A 20,408-nucleotide genomic window follows, 5' to 3' on the forward strand; every position below is an offset into this window, starting at 1 on the left:
TTGCATTTGAACAATTCAATTTAAACTATTTTTAATCCTACGATGACTTGTAGGCTTAAAGCTATTTGTTGGTCCATTGTTGTATCACTTGATATGGAACAGATACAGAAGTCATGTAAACGGGGTTTTGTTGATACGATTCAGTAAAACACTCCCAGGGTGCTCCAAAGCCCTTCCCTTTTCTAAAATCGCCCTTTCTTAGGTCCTTAATCAATTCTTGAATAAGCTGTTGTCCTAGGGAAAAATGGGTCAAAGTCAATGTATAAGCTACCCACCCTGTAGCAGTCGACCAATAAGCCCCATTTTGATAGCTCTCCTTTTTCACTAAACTTCCCTCCCAGGCAGTGAATTCACTAAAGTCATCTGATTTCAAAACGTGTCGAACTGCTCCTCGATAAGCCAATGTATTATTTTGATAGGCTTGACTCAATCTTCTGGAGGCTTTAAGAGCATCTTCACCCGCTAACACTCTGGTATATACGGCCCAAGCCGTACTCCACACATCGACTTGTGCACTCTTCCCAGTTGATGCTTTCAACATACCATTGGGTTCAAGAAACACGTTCACAATATTTTGCTTTAGGATTGCGGCCTTTGCCTTTTGTCTTCGGCATTCCTCCTCATTTCCCCTCCATTGATACAATTCTGCTAATTGACATAAAGCTTGATACCTCAATAAGGAAGGAAAACATAAATCACCTGTCATATGTATGGCATCTCGAAACCCAAAATCGACACCTCGGTTGGAATCTGTAACACTGACCAGTTGATTTTTAGGGTTTATTGGCACAGATTCCAATGCTAAAATCAAGCGATTGAACAAGCTGATTCCGTGAATTTTTTGGTCCAGTATAGCCAAATCTTCACTTTGCTTGACATATTCATAGGCCATGTGAATAAAAAAGAACATATCATCCAAAGGTGGCTGATAGCCCCATTGAATTTCTCCTTGATTTTCAAATGAATAAGTTCCTGGAAAATAAATCGGTTTAGCATCATCTATCCGAATATGATCAGCAATGGCCCCTTTAGGAATGGTAGATCCATATTTTGTTTTCTTAATTTGCTCATTTTGGGTAGCAGCCGTTAAGCATAGCATGTGCTTTTGCTCTTTGATCGTGATCATGCCTGTACCTACCGACATGGCATAATCCCGAATCCAAAAGGCAGGATAGGAAGTTCGAGCTCCTGGACGAATCAAGGTGCCGCCTGTTTGATTAGGCCCAAAATCTGGTGAGATTCGTTGATGGGGCCTTATCCTTGAACTATCAATGACCGCTTGTGTCAATTCTTTCAAAAATTGCCAATCATCCTGACTGATCAATGATTGTGCATTGATTTGAATAAAAGGCCAGAAGATGAGTAGTAGAAATAAACGCACCTGTAAATTATGAATTATAAATGTATGTTGACAATAACAGAAATGTGGAAACTAGTCTGTTCTTTCAAATTTAATCTTTAATTACAATTTATTTGTAAAGGCAGCCTATTGCCATTTTATTCAGGCACTTACAAATAGCCCTCCATAATTCATCATTTATAATTTCTTCCATTGCAACTCAGGCTTGCAAAAATGAATGCAATGAATAACTTTGAAAAAGCTTAGCCTTTCATGGCTCAACAAATAAACCTATTTTAACTCAAAATAATGAAAAATTCGCGCAGAAACTTCATTAAAAAGGCTTCCACTGGGGCAGCCGTTTTATCCATAGGAGGAATTCTTCCTAGCTTCTCAGCTAAAAGTTACGGACATATTTTAGGGGCCAACGAAAAAATTACCGTGGCCTGTATGGGTGTGAACAGTCGTGGATTAGCTGTTGGTAAGAATTTTGCAGCACAAAAAAACTGTGAAGTATTACATGTGAGTGATGTGGATACCCGTGCTGCCGATATTTGTATCAATGCCATCGAGAAAATACAAAATAAACGTCCAAAAGCTACGCCCGACTTCCGTCATGCCTTGGAAGATAAGGATGTCGATGTATTAATTGTTACCGCACCAGACCATTGGCATGCCCCAGCAGCTATTTTGGCTTGTTCGGCGGGTAAACATGTGTATTTAGAAAAACCTTGTTCCCATAATCCGCATGAAGGCGAACTGCTTGTCAAAGCAGCTGCTAAACACAAGCGAATCTTGCAGATGGGTAATCAGCGAAGATCTTGGCCCAATGTGGCTGCCGCTATAGCCGAATTACATGCAGGAGTTATTGGTAAACCATATTATGCGAAAACTTGGTATACCAATAATCGAGCATCCATCGGAGTTGGTAAAGAAACAGCAGTACCTTCTTGGCTCAATTATGATTTATGGCAAGGACCTGCACCTAGAAAAGCCTATAAAGATAATTTGATTCACTATAACTGGCATTGGTTTTGGCATTGGGGAACTGGAGAAGCTTTAAACAATGGAACACACATGGTTGATTTAGCACGCTGGGGACTGAATGTGCATTATCCCACCAAGGTAAGTTCCAATGGTGGCAGATACCGTTACCAAGATGATTGGGAGACTCCTGATACACAAATGATTAATTTAGAATTTGAGAATAAATCACTCATTACTTGGGAAGGCCGGAGTTGCAATGGAAAATCTGTTGAAAACCAAAGTGTAGGGGTAATTTTTTATGCCGAACAAGGCTCCATGTTGATTGAAAGCGGTAATTCCTATAAAATTTTCGACCTAAAGAATAACCTAGTCAAAGAAGTGAAAAACGATTTTGCTGTAGATGCTCGCAATTTGGCTGATCCTGCTTCTAATCTAGATGCCTTACACATTCAAAACTTATTTGACGGAATAAAAAAGGGAGTGGCAGTCAATTCCGACATTTTAAGTGGTCACCAAAGTACGCTATTAGTCCAGTTAGGTAATATTTCTCAGCGCATAGGTCGTAGTCTCCAAATAGATCCTCAAAATGGCCATATCTTACATGATAAAGAAGCTATGAAATTCTGGAGTAGAACTTACGAAAAAGGTTGGGAGCCTAAAATCTAAGCTGATGGCTAGCCCAAATAATGACCATTTTATAAGCCAGCGCTTACATTCCTTGGATGCACTAAGAGGCTTTGATATGTTTTGGATTATGGGGGCTGATGAGCTACTCCATAAAATAGCGGAGCATACCCAGTCGCCATTTTGGCAAGGAATAGCCCATCAATTTAAACATGTCAAATGGGATGGATTTCGGGTTTACGATTTAATTTTCCCTTTATTTTTATTTCTAGCAGGCGTTTCTACACCTTTTTCCATTGGTCGCTCCTTAAATCAAGGCAAAAGTAAATCGGATGTGCTGAAAAAGGTGGTTCAAAGAGGTCTAACCCTGGTTATATTAGGTATTATTTACAATGAAGGATTAGAATTAAAACCCATAGCAGAAATCCGCTTTTCTAGCGTATTAGGGAGAATTGGTATAGCGTATATGCTGGCTAATATCATTTATTTATATACCAAAGAAAGAGCTCAAATCATCTGGTTTGCGAGTTTACTCATTGGCTATTGGCTCATACTCAAATTTACCTCTGCCCCGGGTTTTCCCATGGGTGACTTAACAGAGGCTGGTAATTTCGCTTCATATGTTGATCGCAGCATTTTACCTGGTCGGCTTTCTCGTGGAATCCATGATACTGTCGGTTTTTTCAATAATATCCCCGCCATTAGTACGGCATTAGCAGGAATTATCACGGGTATATTTCTTAAAAAACAAACATACCAAGCCATGGAGAAAGTTAAATGGATGATTTATGCTGGCATTACGTCCCTCCTTTTGGCACAAATTTGGAATCTCGATTTTCCCATCAATAAAAATATGTGGTCCAGTTCTTTTGTGCTACAAACCACTGGCCTAAGCTTACTTTTATTAGCACTGTTCTACTATATCATCGATGTAAAAGGTTATCAAAAATGGACCTTTTTCTTTCAAGTCATTGGGATGAATTCCATCTTGATTTATTTATCAGGCCATTTTATTGATTGGGATTATACCAACAATGCTCTATTTACCTGGCTATTTCAAATTTGCGGAGAAGGCTATTCAATTATTATCTCTGTGGTTTGTGTGATCCTAATTAAATGGGTATTTTTAAGATTCCTTTACAAGAAAAAGGTCTTTTTACGCGTCTAAAGCCTATTAATTTGAAACTACATATTTTTTCCGATCCTAAGAATCTAGGACAATCCGCTGGCAGTTTAGCCTCCGAGCACATCCAGCAAGCCATTCAATCTCATGGTCAAGCTAATATCATCTTAGCCACAGGTACCAGTCAATTTGAAACCTTGAATCAATTGATTCAAGAAAAAGCCATCGATTGGAGCAAAGTTGTTTTATTTCATTTGGATGAATACATTGGCTTGAAGGATACCCATCCAGCGAGCTTTAGAAAATATTTGAAGGAGCGATTTATTCAATTGGTTCCTACCTTAAAATCTGCCCATCTAATCAACGGTGAAGAGGATGCTTTAGCTGAATGCCAACGATTGAACGAGATAATTCTCCAGCACCCCATTGATGTAGCTTTAGTTGGCATAGGTGAAAATGGGCATTTAGCATTTAACGATCCACCAGCCAATTTTGAAACCAAAGATCCCTACATTGTAGTTCAATTGGATGATGCTTGTCGCAAGCAACAAATGGGTGAAGGTTGGTTTCCTAGTTTGGAAGATGTCCCCCAACAAGCCATTAGCATGTCGATTCAGCATATCATGGCTTCGAAAAAAATCATTTGTTCGGTTCCTGATTTTAGAAAAGCGGAAGCAGTAAAAAATTGCCTTGAAAACGAAGTGAGCCCTTCCTTTCCTGCCAGTATCCTCCAAAAACATACCAATTGCTCCATGTATTTAGATCAGCATTCAGCCGAATTACTTTCTCCTACGTTCAGAAAACAAGCCTTTAACGCCTAATGGAACCGAATAATTCCCGATATAAAATTCATCATGGTGCTGTCATTTTAAAGGACCAAATTCTACCTGATGGGTGCGTATTAGTAGAAAATGGCAAGATCGTGGAGGTTGCGGCGGGCGACTTAGATTTCCCTGGTGCTATTGAGATCAATGCGCATGGAAATTACATTTCGCCTGGTTTTATCGACATCCACATTCATGGAGGTGGTGGACATGATTTCATGGATGGAACGGTGGAAGCTTTTTTAGAAATTGCCAAGACCCATGCTCGCTATGGAACTACGGCCATGCTTCCAACCACACTGACGAGTGAAAAAGAGGATTTGATTTTAACTTTAGAAGCCTACCAACAAGCCAATCTCATCAATACGGAAGGAGCTAGTTTTATAGGTATGCACTTAGAAGGCCCCTATTTTGCGCTAAGTCAGCGAGGGGCTCAAGACCCCAAATACATCCGAAATCCCGATCCTAAAGAATATCAATTTATCCTGGAAAATTACGATTGCATCAAACGCTGGTCAGCAGCACCAGAATTACCAGGTGCTATTGAGTTTGGACAATATGTGAGTTCCAAAGGTGTTTTGGTTGCCTTGGCGCACACGGATGCCATATATGAAGAAGTAGAAAAAGCTTTTGCTCATGGCTATCGTTTGGCTACTCATTTTTATTCTGCCATGTCGGGCGTCACCAGAAAAAATGCTTTTCGCTTTGCTGGAGCGGTAGAAGCAGGTTACCTGATTGATGATATGGATGTAGAAATCATAGCCGATGGTGTTCATCTTCCTGCCCCACTCTTGAAACTCGTTTATAAAATCAAAGGGGCTAAAAAAACGGCCTTGATTACCGATGCTATGAGAGCTGCAGGCTTAGCTCCTGGAAATTCTATTTTGGGTCACAAGGATAAAGGACTAGCTGTTATTGTAGAAGATGGCGTTGCCAAATTACCCGATCGAAGTGCGTTTGCTGGCAGTATCGCTACTGCTGATCGATTGGTTAGAACCATGCTTCAAAAAACAGATGCGCCTTTACTAGAAATTATCCAGATGATTTCGGATGTTCCAGCCAGAATCATGAAAATTGATTCGGAAAAAGGTAGTTTGACAAAGCACAAAGATGCAGATATCCTTATTTTTGACAAGGATATCAACATTCAGATGACTATGGTCAACGGCCGAATCGTATATAGCTTATAATTCCTTAATCTTGATATTTCGGAAGGCTACATTATGTCCATGATCTTGCAACAAGATATGTCCTTCTTGAATGGTGGGATAATTGAGAAATGATTTAAACTTACTCTGTTGGAAACCATCCATAAATGCTTTGGATTTACGATTGATTGAAACAATCAATTTGCCATCTAAATAATGCTCTATCTGATCATTATTAAAAACGATTCTAGAAGTGTGCCAAGTAGAAATATCCACATCAGGCTTTTTAGCGGCCGCAATTTGATATAAAGATCCTGTTTTAATTTCGGCTGGTAAGTGCTTGTCATTGTAAATAAAATCGGCATCATCAATCAATTGGTATTCGTAACCAGGTTGTGAGCCACCTGTGGCTTTCGGTAGTTTTTCTTCGACCAAATACTTGACACCAGAATTACCTAGTTTTCCTAATTTCCAATCAAATCGTAAATCGAAGTTTCGGTATTTTTTCAAACTAACAATATCCCCTCCATCGGCTGCCTCTCCTCCATCACTCAGCTCACCCAATAAGGCTCCATCCCGAATCACCCATCCTTTCTTAGGAAATTCATTCATGAATGCTCCCCGCCAACCCTGAGTGCTTTTGCCATCAAACATCAGAATAAATCCATCTGACTTTTCAATCTTGGTTAATACATTGTTTCTGGAACAAGCACATAAAATACTAACAATCAATACACTATATAAAATTTTCATCGTTTAATTGAGGTTTATTTTTTCGAATACATATCGACCAAGCTTACCGTAGCTCCATTTCTGTTTTTACTGACATCAGCGGCTTCCATAAAGGCAAAAATTTCCAAGGTTTCTTCCTTAGAAACAGGAGGAGTTCCTGTTTGGAAAAAATCAATAATCTTCATCAATAATGGATCATATCCACCATAAGAACCCAAATGAGCGACCGAATTGGAACCAAAGGCTGTACCTCCATATTCTTGTTTCCCATTTTTTAATCCTCGAAAGGTGCCAACACGTCCGTCATTCCATACACCTACCACTACTTCCTGTTCTTCATTGATGTAGCGATTTACTTGTTTACAACCCGTTCCCATCAGGGTAAAAAGTGTTTCAACCCCATGTATTCCATACCAAAATAAATCGGGGTGAGTCTTTTCTAGCTTCATAGGGCTAAAAGCATCAGCCCCTATAACCTTCCCTACCTTTCCAGCTCTAATTTCTTGGGCACTAGGAGAAAAACGCAAAGAGGACGCAGAAAATATAGGCACTTTATATTTTTCAGAAGCAGCAAAAATGGCTTGAGCGTCTTTCAAAGATGCAGCGATGGGCTTATCAATGAACATCCTTTTGCCAGCTTTCAAAACTTCTAAGGCTTGTTCCAAATGCAACCTCCCATCGTTGGTTTCCAACATCACCACATCTACTTTGGTCAATAATTCTTGAATGGAATTCACAATTTCTACCCCATATTTCTGCACTTCAACCGTGTAAGCAGGAACTCTTTCTGTGCTAGATACGATATCTTTACTACCCTTTGGATAGGCCGCAACTATTTTATAACCGGCATATTGGCTGGCATCTGGAGCATTTAAGGCTTTGGTAAATGCCGTAGCATGGGAGGTATCTAAGCCAATGATGCCTATTCTTTTTCCCACTTCTGGCTGGTTGCCTAAAGGTTTAGTCGATGCACTCGACCAAGGGCTGGAACCAACTAGCGCTAGTCCAGCCAATGAGCTTTGTTGTAAAAATAGTCTTCGAGAGTTAGTCAATTTTTTCATAATGAGGAATTCAGAAATTTATTTTCTGATTTTATGGCCGTAAACAGAGTAAAAAACAAGGTATAAATAACAAGGAAACAGTACCCAATAAGCAGAACGCAAATCGTATAAATCGGCCAAATACCCATAAAACAAGGGCATGATGGCATTTCCGCATAAACCCATGATCAAAATGGAAGCACCTAATTTGGTAAATTTACCTAAACCATCCAGTGCCAAAGGCCATATACCTGCCCAAATTAAAGAGTTTGAAAACCCCAATAAAACCACGAAACAAATGGAAATATCGACCTGATGCCCCAGAAATTGAACATCTCCATGTCCAAAAATGATTCCCATGGTAAATAAGGTGCCCAATATAGTACAGATTCGGAAGGCATTCACCTGAGAAATGAATTTGGGAATGAATATGATTCCTACAATATAACCTGCAATAGTAGCTAATAAGGTATAAGATGGAAATACCTTAGCTTCTAATAATTGAATGTTCATGGAACCCGCATACCCAATAATCGTATCAATAGCGATGACTTGTGTACCCACATGCAGAAAGATAGCTATGGCCCCCAAGATTAGATGTGGAAATTGAAAAATACTGGTTTTTGTCGAATTGGCTAATGCTTGTTCATCCGACTCAGAATCCGTATCAATCTCTGGCAATGGAGAAAATCGAACGAGCAATCCTAATAGAAATAAAACGATACCAACGATGGTATAAGGAATAGTCACCCGACCAACCAATTCATCCAATGCCGCATTTCGGGCCTCACCTGTCATGGATGCCAAGTTTTTAAACAAATCACTATCGGTTGCTTTCAATATGACAGCCGCAAAAACTAAGGGGGCTAAAACTCCGGCTCCTTTATTGAATATTCCCATAATGGATATTCGCTGTGCAGCACTTTTTTGGGGACCTAAAACGGTAATATAAGGATTGGCGGCTGTTTGTAAGATGGCTAAACCTGCACCTAAGGTAAATAGACCTACTAAAAAAATAGGGTAAGTCCGAGTCATGGAGGCTGGCAAAAAGATAAAAGCGCCCAAAGACATGAGCCAAAATCCCAACATCATTCCGCGTTTAAATCCGACTTTTTTCAATAAAAAAGACGCAGGCACAGACATCACAAAATAGGAAATATAGAAAGCAAAGGTGACAAAATAGGCTTGAAAATTGCTCAATTCGCATCCAATTTTAAAATAAGGAATCAAAATAGCATTTACCCAGGAAACGAAACCAAAGATAAAAAACATGAATCCAATAATCAGGATGGAGACTTGCGTATCTCTCCTACTCAAAGCAGATACAGAAACCGCTTTATTCATAATTCGTGATGGATGTTGATTGAAACAATTTCAAAAATGAAATGGTGTCACTCGTTGGTTTAAATAGGTTTTTACTTGTCCTAATTTAATTGAATTCTTAAGAAAATCAAACCTGATTAATGTGCTACAAAATCTATTTTCTAATAAGGACCCCTATTTTCAAGGATTAATGTTTATTGAATTAAGCTGTCATAAATTAGAAGAATGTTCTCCTATAAGTTTTTCCTGTTAACATTCAATTTTTCATAAAGCGCAGAAATTGTATCATTATTCATTTATCTTGGTGCTAACAACCTATTTAATCATCATGAAAACAACTCAAAGACGACAGTTTCTGAAGCAATCGGGACTTTTAAGCGCTGCTGCGGTACTGCCAGCATTGCAAGGAAAACGATTATTACCTCAGACACACAAGCAACATATTCCTGCCATATTGGGGGGCAAATCCCATGTAAAAATTGACAATTGGATAAAATGGCCCATCTGGGATAGTGAAAATGATGAAAAATTACTGTTAGAGGTCATGCGAAGTGGGGTTTGGTCAAGAGCCCAAGTGGTCAATCAATTTGAAAAAGCATGGGCAGATACCATCGGCACTAAAAGATGCATGACAGTAGTCAATGGCACACAAGCACTAACAGTGGCGATAAACCAAGCTAAACTTGGACCAGGAGATGAAATATTAGTAACCCCCTATACCTTTATTGCAAGTATTCAAGCCATCTTAGCCAATTCCTGCATTCCTATATTTGTCGATGTGGATCCAGAGACTTTTCAAATGGATACCAAGAAAATAGAAGCTCGAATTAGTCGAAGGACCAAAGCCATTTTACCCGTGCATATTTTAGGCTTACCATGTGATATGGTTCAAGTTATGGAAATTGCCAAAAAACATCAATTGATTGTCATTGAAGATGCTTGTCAAGCTCCATTGGCTGAAATTAATCATCAAAAAGTAGGGAGTTTTGGCCTAGCAGGTTGTTTTAGTTTTCAAAATTCTAAAAATATTGCCATTGGGGAAGGAGGTGCTATTATAAGTAATGACGAAGGATTTATGGATCGCTGCTATTCCTATCATAATTTAGGTTTACCTTTTGGAATTGCTACGGGTTCCATTAGTTCGGGGAGTTTCATGCGAGGAACTAAAGTACGATTCACCGAATATCAGGCCGCTATAGGATTGGCACAATTGACCCGATTAGAATCCCAAACTCAAGTACGGAATGAACGAGCAGCCTATTTATCATCCATGTTGAAAAATATACCTGGTGTAGTACCCTATCGACTTTATCCAGAGGTGACTAGAGCCGCATTTCATTTATATCCATTTCGCTATCAAGCAAATGAGTTTAAAGGTTTAAGTCGTTCCAACTTTTTAAAAGCCTTACAGGCTGAGGGAGTTCCCTGTAGTGGAGGTTATACGGCTTTAAATACCCAAGTTTTTCTGCAAGAGGCCTTTGAGTCAACCGCGTTTAAAAAACTCTATTCACGGAGTGAACTTAATTACTCGACTTATCTGATGGAAAATCAATGTCCCTTAAATAATCAACTTTGCGAAGAAGCTATATGGTTTACCCAAAACCTATTATTAGGTTCAAAAGAAGACATGGAACTCATTTTCCAGAGTATCCAAAAAATTCATCGAGAAGCAGAATCCATTAAAAAGAAGTTACAGCCATAAGCAAAAAACATGTCGGAAAACCCTCAAACCTTGCTGGCAAAAACTTTCAACTCCGGATTTGCCCAAGCACATGATAGCTATAATGCCCTTTCATTGGCCTCCAATGGTAACATATACTACATCCTTTCTTCTGACAAGTTGGATGTAGCAGGACAAATGTATGAATTCGATCCAAAAACAAATCAAATTCTTCATTTGGCAGACTTAAATGACATTTGTGGCGAAACAAACAAAAAACATATTCCCCAAGGAAAAAGCCATGTAAGCTTTTATGAATACCAGCAAAAACTTTATTTCTCCACCCATATTGGTTATTACCAATTGATTGATGGAATGGATCGACTGCCCATTCATGCACCTGATGGATATTCTTTATACTCAGGCGGACATATACTAAGCTACAACTTACTTTCTGGGGAATTCGAAGATTTAGCCCTACTTCCAGAAGGAGAAGGATGCGTTTCCATGGTCATGGATATTCAAAGGGGGCATATATTTGGAATTACTTGGCCAAGTGGAAAGCTATTTTACTTAGATGTAAAAAGTCGAAAACTTCAGTTGTTTCCAGCTGTTTCAGGAAATGGAGAAGCTGGAACTCCTGGTGAAGATTTTAGATCTCTTTGTCGTTCTCTTTTAGTCAATCCACACACAGGAATATGTTACTTTTCTACTTCAGAAGGCCATATATACCAAATTAATCCTGACTCATGGCAAGTGGAACTCATAGAACAAGTGCATCTTCGTCTCGATTATTTTGGTCAATACCATCCACAATACCCGGGCAATATGGGCTATAATTGGCGACAAATTGTTTGGTATGTACCCGAGCAAGTAGCTTATGGCGTACATGGTAACTCTGGTTATTTATTTAAGTTTGACCCCGCACATCAACGCATTGAACTGGTCGATCGAATCACGTCGATTCCATCCAAAAAGTCGGGGATGTTTGATCAATTTAGTTATGGCTATTTAGGGTTTCAACTAGGTCCAGATGGAGAAACACTGTATTACTTAACGGGAGGCCCCATTTTTATCGATGGTAAACGTCTAGAAGGAGAAAAACAAATAGCCAAAGGTGCAGCAAAAGGATTAGAGTATTTACACCTGATTACGTATCACCTGCCTAGTCAACACTACCAAGATCATGGTCCTATCTTTTATGAAGATGGAAATTGGCCTCAATATGTCAACTCCATTGCCATTGATTATGATGGCAAAGTATATGCCTTAGCGAGAGTCACAAGAAACAAGCAAATAATTTGCGACCTCATTCAAATTAATTCTTCCTTTAATTCACCTTTATGAAAACATCACTCCATTGCCTCTTGATACTTGTCATTTCCATGCTTTGTTGGGAAGCATTAGGTCAAGAAATGCTTGTTGGATTTGCTAAAAAAAACATCACGCCCAGTTCTCCCATTTGGCTGACAGGTTATGCTAGCAGAACCCAACCTGCCACAGGGGTGGTGCATCATTTATGGGCCAAAGCAGTATATTTAGAAAGTTCTCCTAATGAAAAAGCCCTCATTGTCAGCACTGATTTATTAGGGTTAAGTCGAGAAGTCACTCAAGGTATCGTCCAACAGCTACAATTAAAATATGGAATAACTCAAAAACAATTGATTATTAATTCCTCTCATACCCATTCTGGCCCCATGATCTGGCCAGCTTTGAGCGGAATAGCAGATTATCACCTAGAAGATCAAAGAGCCGTTTCAACTTATACCTTAGGCTTAATTAATACTATTATAGATTTAGTTGGTGAAGCTATCGCAAATAAGGAAAAAATGCAGCTTTCCTATGGCCATGGGCAGGTAGATTTTGCTATCAATCGCAGACAATTAGCTGCTTCTAAAGTAGGAAAGATGTTGGCAGGTCCAATTGACCATGATGTACCAGTCATCAAAGCGGAAGATGCTCATGGAAATGTGAAAGGGATATTAATGGGTTATGCTTGTCATAATACCACCGTCCAAGGAGACAATTATTTAGTCAATGGAGATTATGCTGGATTTGCCCAAATTGACATTGAAAAAAAATATCCTCAAGCTGTTTCTATGTTTCTGCTAGGATGTGCAGGTGACCAAAATCCCGAACCAAGAGGTAGTTTAGTATTAGCTGAAAAACATGGTAAAAAGTTGGCTGAGGCAGTCCACATGTTAGTTCAACAAAAATTAAAACCCCTTAGCAATTCTCTACAATACGATGCTCTACAAATTACTCTGGATTTTCAAAAAATGGACATTAGTACCTATCAAAAGGAATTAGTAGGTGATAATGTATTTAAACAAAGAAGAGCAAAACTGATGCTAGAAGCTATCAATAAAGGCTGGAACATCGATCATTATACTTACCCTATACAAGCTTTACGCATTGGAAAAGAGTTTACTATCGTGGCTTTGGCAGGAGAAGTAGTCGTGGATTATTCGCTAAGAATCAAAAGAGAATTTGCGCCACAGGATATTTTTGTCGCTGGATATAGCCAAGAAGTCATGTGTTATATACCATCTAAAAATGTGCTAAGCGAAGGAGGATATGAAGCTGAATCCAGTATGATTTACTATGGTTGGCCGGGGCCATTTGCTGACACAGTGGAAGAAAAAATAATGAAAGGTGTACACCTAGTAATGAAAAACATAGGTATTCGTTCAAGACGATAACCCTCCTACCAATTCATTTTTTTCTTTCATTTTACTTGGTTAAAGGAAAAACTTGTCGAAAAATTACACTTTTCGCATTTTTATTTTAAAAATATAAAGTATTTCGCCAATTACTATACTAAAATTATATACTAACTAGGATAATCTATTTACTTTGCATGCAAGTTTTCAATTCAATAGATACTCAGACCTAAACTCTGAGGTTTTTTTAAATCAAATAGTATACTAAATATATAGATTAAATTACTTATCAAATTATCCATAAACATCTCTAATAACGCATGAAACAAATTTCTAAATTATTCATTCTACTAACGGCTTTGGTTTTACCTCTCCTAGCCTCCGCCCAAGACAAACCGACCATCAATGCCAAAATAACAGGGAAGGTCATTGATGCCAAAACAAATGAGTTCATCATAGGAGCATCTGTGTATATTAAGGGGATTACCAATGGAGCATCGACTGATGCCAATGGTGAATTTTCTTTAATTACGGCACAAAAATTACCTTTTACTTTAGTGGTATCCTACGTAGGATACCAAAAGAAAGAAGTCATCATCAACAGCAATAAAGTGGAAATTACGATCGAAGAAAGTACCAACGAATTGAGTGATGTGGTGGTAACTTCCAGAAGACGTCAAGAATCCATTCAAGACATTCCGATTCCTATTTCAGTCATTCGTGGAGCTGTGGCAGAAGATGCCGGTGCTTTTAACCCGAATCGTTTAAAAGAATTAATCCCTTCAGTACAATTGTATTCTTCCAATGGTAGAAATACAACCTTAAACATCCGTGGTTTAGGATCTTCATTTGGATTAACCAATGATGGTATTGACCCTGGAGTAGGCTTTTATGTGGATGGGGTATATTACGCTCGTCCAGCGGCTACCGCCATCGACTTTGTCGATGTAGACCGTATTGAGGTTTTGCGTGGGCCACAAGGAACACTTTTTGGAAAAAACACTACGGCAGGTGCATTTAACATCACAACTAGAACTCCCAGTTTTACACCTGGTGCTACTTTTGAAGCTAGCTATGGTAACTTAAATTACATCCAAGTTAAAACATCCGTTACGGGACCTATCAGCAAAAAATTGGCTGCTAGAGTATCCTTTTCGGGTACACAAAGAGATGGTACCATTTTCAATACAACGACTTTAAAACCAACCAATGCGCTGAACAACTTAGGTTTTAGAGCTCAATTATTATATACGCCTTCAGAAAATGTCAACATCACTTTTGCGGGAGATAACGCCCGTCAAAGACCTGACGGAAATGCTACAGTGGTGGCTGGAGTAGTTCCTACGAAACGTGCAGCATACCGTCAATTCAATACCATCATTGCTGATTTAGGATATAAATTACCCACGACTAACCCATTTGATCGAATTACTGATGCGGATTCCCCTTGGAGAGTAAACAACGATTTTGGAGGAGCCTCGATTAACGTAGATGCCAAAATTGGCAAAGGAACCTTAACTTCTACATCAGCATGGAGATACTGGATTTGGGACCCTTCCAATGACCGTGATTTCATCGGCTTACCTGTATTAACTAAATCCCAAGGAAATTCAAGACATGACCAATGGACGCAAGAAATTCGTTATGCAGGACAGTTTTCGGAACGATTAAGCGGTGTTTTTGGTGTATTCCTAATTGACCAAATCCTAACATCCGACCCAGTTCAAACAGAAGAATCTGGTTCTGCCCAATGGCGATTTGCCCAGAGCTCTACTTCTGCTTTATGGAAAACACCTGGCTTATTTGATGGTTTTGGAACTAAAACTACTTCTAGATTACACACCTTAGGCGCAGCTGTATTTAGCCAAATTGATTGGAAAATTTCAGACAAATTGCACGTATTACCTGGTATTCGTTTCAACTACGATAAAAAAGATGTGGATTACAAACGTGAAACCTATGGTGGTTTACAGACCACCGATCCTGCTTTACTAGCCTTGAAAAATGGATTGTATACCAATCAAGCTTTCAACTTCAGTGTGAATGAAAACAATATTTCAGGTCAAGTGACTTTGGCTTACAAACCAAGCAACACATTTAACTTATTTGGAACATATTCAAATAGCTATAAACCCGTAGGTGTTAACTTAGGTGGACTACCTACCGCCAATGGAGTAGTACTTTTAGACTTAGCCCGAGTAAATCCTGAATTTGTTACTCACTATGAATTAGGTGTGAAAACCAAGCCGAGTGCTCAGTCGACGTTAAATGTCACTTTATACAATACAGACATCAAAGACTACCAAACTCAAGTTCAAACGGCTGAAGTGGGAGTAAACAGAGGCTATTTAGCCAATGCTGAAAAAGTTCGTGTAAAAGGGATCGAAGTAGATGGAAGTATTCGTTTAAGCAGTCATTTCTCATTTACAGGTGCTATTTCCTATACTGATGGCATATACGTATCATTCAAAAATGCTCCAGTTCCTTTAGAAGAAACTGGCGGGGCTTCGGCTTTTAAGGATGTATCAGGTGGTGAATTACCAGGTATTTCTAAATGGGCCGGTTCATTGAGTGGAGAATACATTCATTCAGGCAAATTCTTAGCGCTAAAAGGTAATTATTTCATTGGCCTTGATACCTATGCTCGTTCAACTTTCTCCTCTAGCGCCTCTCCTTCTCAATACTTACATATTACAGGGTACAACATGGTTAATGGAAGAATCGGCTTCCGTGCTTCCAATGGTTTCTCGGTATTGCTTTGGGGAAGAAATATCCTAGATCGTGATTACTTTGAACAATTGTTACCAGCAGCAGGAAATGCAGGTCACTATGCGGCAGTATTAGGTGATCCAGCTACGTATGGGGTAACTCTTCGCTTCACTTATTAATATTCTATTCAACAATAATACATCAAAGCCCCGGCAAATGCTGGGGCTTTGATGTATTATCTAAACGCTCTAATTGACTTCTTTCACCTGGATACTCCTATCCTCCCCTTTCCATGATTCATAGGCTACAAGCCAAGATTTTCCGTTCCATTGTATGACTGGATAGGAACAATCTGAATCAGGACTAGACACAAGTTGATGTCGCATTTTACCTCGCTTATCTTTTATATACATGCCTATTTGCTTGAAATATCGCTCACCCTCTTGTTTTATTTGAGCATACACTAAGGCTACTTCTCCTTTGGGGTTTGTGGCTAACTGGGCTTGTCTGTATTTATCTCCCTTCAAATGTAAAATCAACTCTTTTTTATCTTGATAGGCCCATTTAATACCCGAACCACTACTAGCTCCGGTATACCAAGTGGCTTCTAAACCATGTGGCCCTCTCACTAAACTTGGTCCAGCATGCGGACAAGCATTAACTTGCCAATGGTCAGCCATCCAAGTAGTGGGTTGATTAAATGTCTTTCCAAAATCACTGGAATGGACATAGGCCATATCTCTTTCTCCTTGATCATTCAAATCACGATAAATGAGATCGATGTTCCCGTGTTTATCTGCCAAAGCATCAATCCTACAGCATTCACAAGTCTGTTTATCCAGTATACGCATCTCACCAAAACCCTTTCCTTCAGAGGTTTCTGCATAAACCAAAGTCCGTCCTTTGGGTCCAAGTTTAACATCGAGCCAGAGTGCACCAACTTGGCCATTGGCTAAAGGAAATATTTTTCCAAAAGAATGGCTCAAGCCAGCCGTAGTATCACGATGAATGGTCTGAGCTTGAGACCAGCTACCTTGCTTTTCTAAGGCATAAAATAGATCTCCACTAAATCGAGATTTCTCACTGGGTTTATTTACTTCAAACAACAAAATGCAAGTGCCATCTGATTTATAGGCAAGTTTGGGCATTCCTTCAGCATGAGTAGATGCGTGTGAATGTATCGGAATAAACTCGCTGTCGGACCAAGACTGACCTGCTTTATCCCAGACTTTTCGAAAAAACAAGGTAGAATCCCCCTGTTTTTCTACCCAAGAAAGGACTAGGCTACCATCAGGTTTGCTCGCATAAGAAGGATCCATAGCGATGCGCGTAGGATGAGAGATTTGTTGCCCTACACTCAAGTAGGTCAACAAAACTAAGGAGAATATCAAAGAATATTTCATCATTATTTCGACTTAAACAATTGAAATACATCTACTTGCAATCCTAGATTAATGGTTCTAGGTGCAGCGGGTGTATAAGTACTTTTATCGCTGGCATTATTACCCCGACTTGCAGAATTGGCATATAATTCATTACTCAGGTTCATCACATTCAAGAAGATTTGGTAGGCCTTCCACTGATAACCTAGGCGTAAGTTCAGTACTGAAACACCTGAAAGTCCACCAAAACCCGCATCCGCATATGAAACTGTGTTCACTTGATTTTGATACCAAGAGCTAATTCTTTGCCATTCCAAAGCTACTCGTGCACCTTTGATCCAATTCGGTTTATAGGTGATTTCCGCATTTGCAATGAAATGAGGAGCCTGAGGCATTTCTTTATTATTGACATTTTTTAAGACATCAGAAGCTTTTTGACTCAATACAAAATCCACAAACATGTGTCGGGCATTCGTAGCTCCAAACCGGAAATTCCATTGATTATCTGGTCGATAGGAAATGGCATATTCAATTCCCTCATGAAGCGTCTTTCCTGCACTTTGATAGTCCGTGGAATTGTCGGGTTGACGGATACCCAATAATTCATTTTGACCATTCAAACGGTAAATAGAATAATCAATGAACAATTTGGATTGAAATAAAGATGCCCAACCTCCTATTTCGAAATTATCAAAAACAGCTGGGTCAATGCTCAAATAATACTTCTCTCCCGTGGCGCTAGCTTGGGCTGCAGGACGTGCTCTAAATATGGCAGATAAGGCAGGGGGAGAAAAACCTTTAGAATAATTGGCATAAAAACCTACTTGTTGACTGGTCTCATAGGTCATACCGATTTTAGGTGAAAACTGTGCGTAAGACTTATTTCCTGTGCTTTGATCCATATAATTGCTATAATAGAAAGACATATCATCCAATCTTCCTCCTAATGAAATACGCAAACGTTCCAAGGGATGAATATCCCATTGGGCATACATAGCCTTATTCCAAATAACGGCCTGATAATTGGACAAATGGGCATTGGGCAATACCTGAGCGATTTCATAATGCTCCACCGATTTTTTATCTGGACGAAGAGTTGCGGACAAATTAATTTTATAAGCCCAATACCTATTAGGAGAACGATCCAGTAAAAAACCAGCAATGATTTTGGAATCAAGCCAAGAAAACTGTCGACTGTGCTGTCCCATGATACCCAAACTGGTAAAACTATTCGAGTTTATTTGACCTGAAGCGGTAGTAGAAGGAGCTGTCCAAACAATGCTATAAGCTGGGTTTTGACCTAGAGAGTTGTCTCGATAAAAAGCTGTCAAACTAGAAAAGGAATTATTGGGTCCTTTATGTTCTAAGGTAATTCTTGAGCGAGATGAAAATGAACTACGGTAGGTAAAATCGGCTGGACTTTTATAGCTTCTGGAATAAAATCCCACACTATCAATATTGCCTCCAGTTTGGGAAAAATAGTCGTTATAGGCAAAAGATGACCACAATTTGGTAGAAGGTGAAATTTGATAATCCAAACGAACGTTGATGGATGATTTATCAAAATCAGAATTAGAAGCCCAAGCATTTTTTTGTCGAGCTATATACCCTCCAGTCATCAATGACCATTTTTTACTCCATTGACCTCCTGCCGCAAATTGGGTTCTAGCATAGCCCCATTCATCTGCCTGAAAGCCAATGGATGCGGTAGGAATCCCCGGCGCCATTTTACTGATCAAATTGATTGCGCCACCAACTGCTTCTGGTCCGTATAATGAGGAGGCTGGTCCTTTGATTACTTCTACGGAATTTAGGCCTTGTAAATTGGTTTCAATCAGGGCATTGTGGTTAAAGACTCCCAATGGCCGCAAAGGAAGGCCATCTTCCATGTATAAAAAATAAGGTGAAGTCCCAAAAGGCTGTCGGATTCCCATGGCATGTTGTTCATTATTGTAATTCAACATGACTACTCCTGGCACTTTATTGATGATTTCGGTCAGCTGGATGGCTTTGGTATCTTGCAATAAGGATGCGCTAATTTTATGAATGGCCACGGGAGTTTCTGTTCGAACTGCGGCTTGGCGTGAGGCGGTTACTACCACGGTGGCTAAATCCAAAGAAGCTTCTTCTAGCTGAATAATGGATTTGAGTTCAGAACCTTTCTTTTTTATGGCTTGAAAGCCTAAAGAGGAAATAACATATTCTTCGGATGCATGTAAGGCACTTAGTATAAACTCGCCATGCTCATTACTTAAAGCGATAATTTTATTGAAATGGGTCAATGATGCACCTATGATAGGCTCTTGAGTAATGGCATGGAGAATTTTATAGGTATGTTGTTGCGCGTTACTTGCCAATGCCAGCAAGCAAAAGAACGCTAAGTATAAAGCTTTCATTTTAAACTAATTTACATGAGAAAATAAGCCTGATCGTTGTGATCAAGCCTTAGAATCAAGAAATTAGCTCCACCGAGGAGGGTGAAAAGGTAAAAGAATGGAAGATTGTGATGCCATAGAGGCAACAGGGAAATGATCTTCTGAAAAATCAGAAAATACTGGCTTAAATACCCAATTCAATAATTGGGCACAAGCTAATTGGACTTCAGGCAATTTTTCTAAACGCTCCGAATTCGTTTTTTGCTCCTTATCTTCCGCGGCTTTTAATTTCTTGGCCAAGTAACATTGACCATTACAATTCAATTTAGGTTTATCCCGATTTTCACACAGATTTTTAGCGATATAATTCCTGTTCACCTGATAATATGCCACAGATGCCCATTGACTCATAAGAGGCAATTGAATGGCAATCAGCAATAGGATGGCAATGATTCGGTTCATGATGGTTCACAAAATTA

The 20,408-nt window shown here is 39.3% G+C and carries 15 protein-coding genes; 8 read left to right on the plus strand and 7 right to left on the minus strand.

Going from position 1 to position 20,408, the window contains the following annotated elements:
• Positions 1-61: 61 nt before the first annotated feature.
• On the minus strand, positions 62-1,381 hold the full coding sequence (locus EWU23_RS03415) for a hypothetical protein (protein ID WP_166228808.1): 1,320 nt from the start codon (positions 1,379-1,381) through the stop codon (positions 62-64).
• A 267-nt stretch (positions 1,382-1,648) separates the two neighbouring features.
• Between EWU23_RS03415 and EWU23_RS03420 the strand changes: the two genes are divergently transcribed.
• Genes EWU23_RS03420 through nagA form a run of 4 tightly spaced genes read left to right on the plus strand, consistent with a single transcriptional unit; the run spans position 1,649 to position 6,087 of the window.
• A complete protein-coding gene (locus EWU23_RS03420; RefSeq protein ID WP_166228810.1) occupies positions 1,649-2,992 on the plus strand; it encodes a Gfo/Idh/MocA family protein in 1,344 nt (447 codons plus the stop codon).
• Positions 2,993-2,996: 4 nt separating this feature from the next.
• The gene (locus EWU23_RS03425) at positions 2,997-4,118 is read left to right on the plus strand and encodes an acyltransferase family protein (protein ID WP_166228812.1); all 1,122 of its coding nucleotides are present in this window, start codon (positions 2,997-2,999) and stop codon (positions 4,116-4,118) included.
• Between the two features lie 11 nt (positions 4,119-4,129).
• Positions 4,130-4,894 carry a glucosamine-6-phosphate deaminase gene (locus EWU23_RS03430; protein WP_205753059.1) on the plus strand — a complete coding sequence of 255 codons (765 nt, stop codon included), beginning with the start codon at positions 4,130-4,132 and terminating at the stop codon, positions 4,892-4,894.
• Positions 4,894-6,087: an N-acetylglucosamine-6-phosphate deacetylase gene (gene nagA, locus EWU23_RS03435; protein WP_166228816.1), complete on the plus strand. Its 1,194-nt coding sequence runs from the start codon at positions 4,894-4,896 to the stop codon at positions 6,085-6,087. The genes EWU23_RS03430 and nagA overlap by 1 nt, the downstream gene beginning before the upstream one ends.
• Here the strand turns inward: nagA and EWU23_RS03440 are convergent.
• Genes EWU23_RS03440 through EWU23_RS03450 form a run of 3 tightly spaced genes read right to left on the minus strand, consistent with a single transcriptional unit; the run spans position 6,082 to position 9,161 of the window.
• Positions 6,082-6,798: a 3-keto-disaccharide hydrolase gene (locus EWU23_RS03440; protein WP_166228818.1), complete on the minus strand. Its 717-nt coding sequence runs from the start codon at positions 6,796-6,798 to the stop codon at positions 6,082-6,084. The genes nagA and EWU23_RS03440 overlap by 6 nt on opposite strands.
• Positions 6,799-6,812: 14 nt before the next feature.
• A complete protein-coding gene (locus EWU23_RS03445) occupies positions 6,813-7,838 on the minus strand; it encodes a Gfo/Idh/MocA family protein (RefSeq protein ID WP_166228820.1) in 1,026 nt (341 codons plus the stop codon).
• An 18-nt stretch (positions 7,839-7,856) separates the two neighbouring features.
• Entirely contained in the window at positions 7,857-9,161 is a 1,305-nt protein-coding gene (locus EWU23_RS03450) for a sugar MFS transporter (protein ID WP_166228822.1), read from the minus strand.
• 307 nt (positions 9,162-9,468) lie between these two features.
• Here EWU23_RS03450 and EWU23_RS03455 point away from each other — a divergent pair, with 307 nt between their 5' ends.
• The 4 genes from EWU23_RS03455 to EWU23_RS03470 all read left to right on the plus strand — a co-directional run bounded on the left by EWU23_RS03455 (position 9,469) and on the right by EWU23_RS03470 (position 16,351).
• Positions 9,469-10,842, plus strand: coding sequence for a DegT/DnrJ/EryC1/StrS family aminotransferase (locus tag EWU23_RS03455; protein WP_166228824.1), 1,374 nt, complete (start codon positions 9,469-9,471; stop codon positions 10,840-10,842).
• Between the two features lie 9 nt (positions 10,843-10,851).
• Entirely contained in the window at positions 10,852-12,147 is a 1,296-nt protein-coding gene (locus tag EWU23_RS03460) for a hypothetical protein (RefSeq protein WP_166228826.1), read from the plus strand.
• Positions 12,144-13,502, plus strand: a complete 1,359-nt coding sequence (locus EWU23_RS03465) for a neutral/alkaline non-lysosomal ceramidase N-terminal domain-containing protein (protein ID WP_166228828.1) — start codon at positions 12,144-12,146, stop codon at positions 13,500-13,502. The genes EWU23_RS03460 and EWU23_RS03465 overlap by 4 nt, the downstream gene beginning before the upstream one ends.
• Positions 13,503-13,783: 281 nt before the next feature.
• On the plus strand, positions 13,784-16,351 hold the full coding sequence (locus tag EWU23_RS03470; protein ID WP_166228830.1) for a TonB-dependent receptor: 2,568 nt from the start codon (positions 13,784-13,786) through the stop codon (positions 16,349-16,351).
• Positions 16,352-16,420: 69 nt separating this feature from the next.
• On the opposite strand, the gene EWU23_RS03475 is transcribed toward EWU23_RS03470, so the two are convergent.
• From EWU23_RS03475 to EWU23_RS03485, 3 genes are all read right to left on the minus strand, one after another.
• The gene (locus tag EWU23_RS03475; protein WP_166228832.1) at positions 16,421-17,578 is read right to left on the minus strand and encodes an exo-alpha-sialidase; all 1,158 of its coding nucleotides are present in this window, start codon (positions 17,576-17,578) and stop codon (positions 16,421-16,423) included.
• Entirely contained in the window at positions 17,578-19,950 is a 2,373-nt protein-coding gene (locus tag EWU23_RS03480) for a TonB-dependent receptor (protein ID WP_166228834.1), read from the minus strand. The genes EWU23_RS03475 and EWU23_RS03480 overlap by 1 nt, the downstream gene beginning before the upstream one ends.
• A 63-nt stretch (positions 19,951-20,013) precedes the next feature.
• Positions 20,014-20,391, minus strand: a complete 378-nt coding sequence (locus EWU23_RS03485) for a hypothetical protein (protein ID WP_166228836.1) — start codon at positions 20,389-20,391, stop codon at positions 20,014-20,016.
• Between the last annotated feature and the right edge of the window lie 17 nt (positions 20,392-20,408).

The organism is Aquirufa beregesia (assembly GCF_011090385.1).
GTDB lineage: Bacteria > Bacteroidota > Bacteroidia > Cytophagales > Spirosomataceae > Aquirufa > Aquirufa beregesia.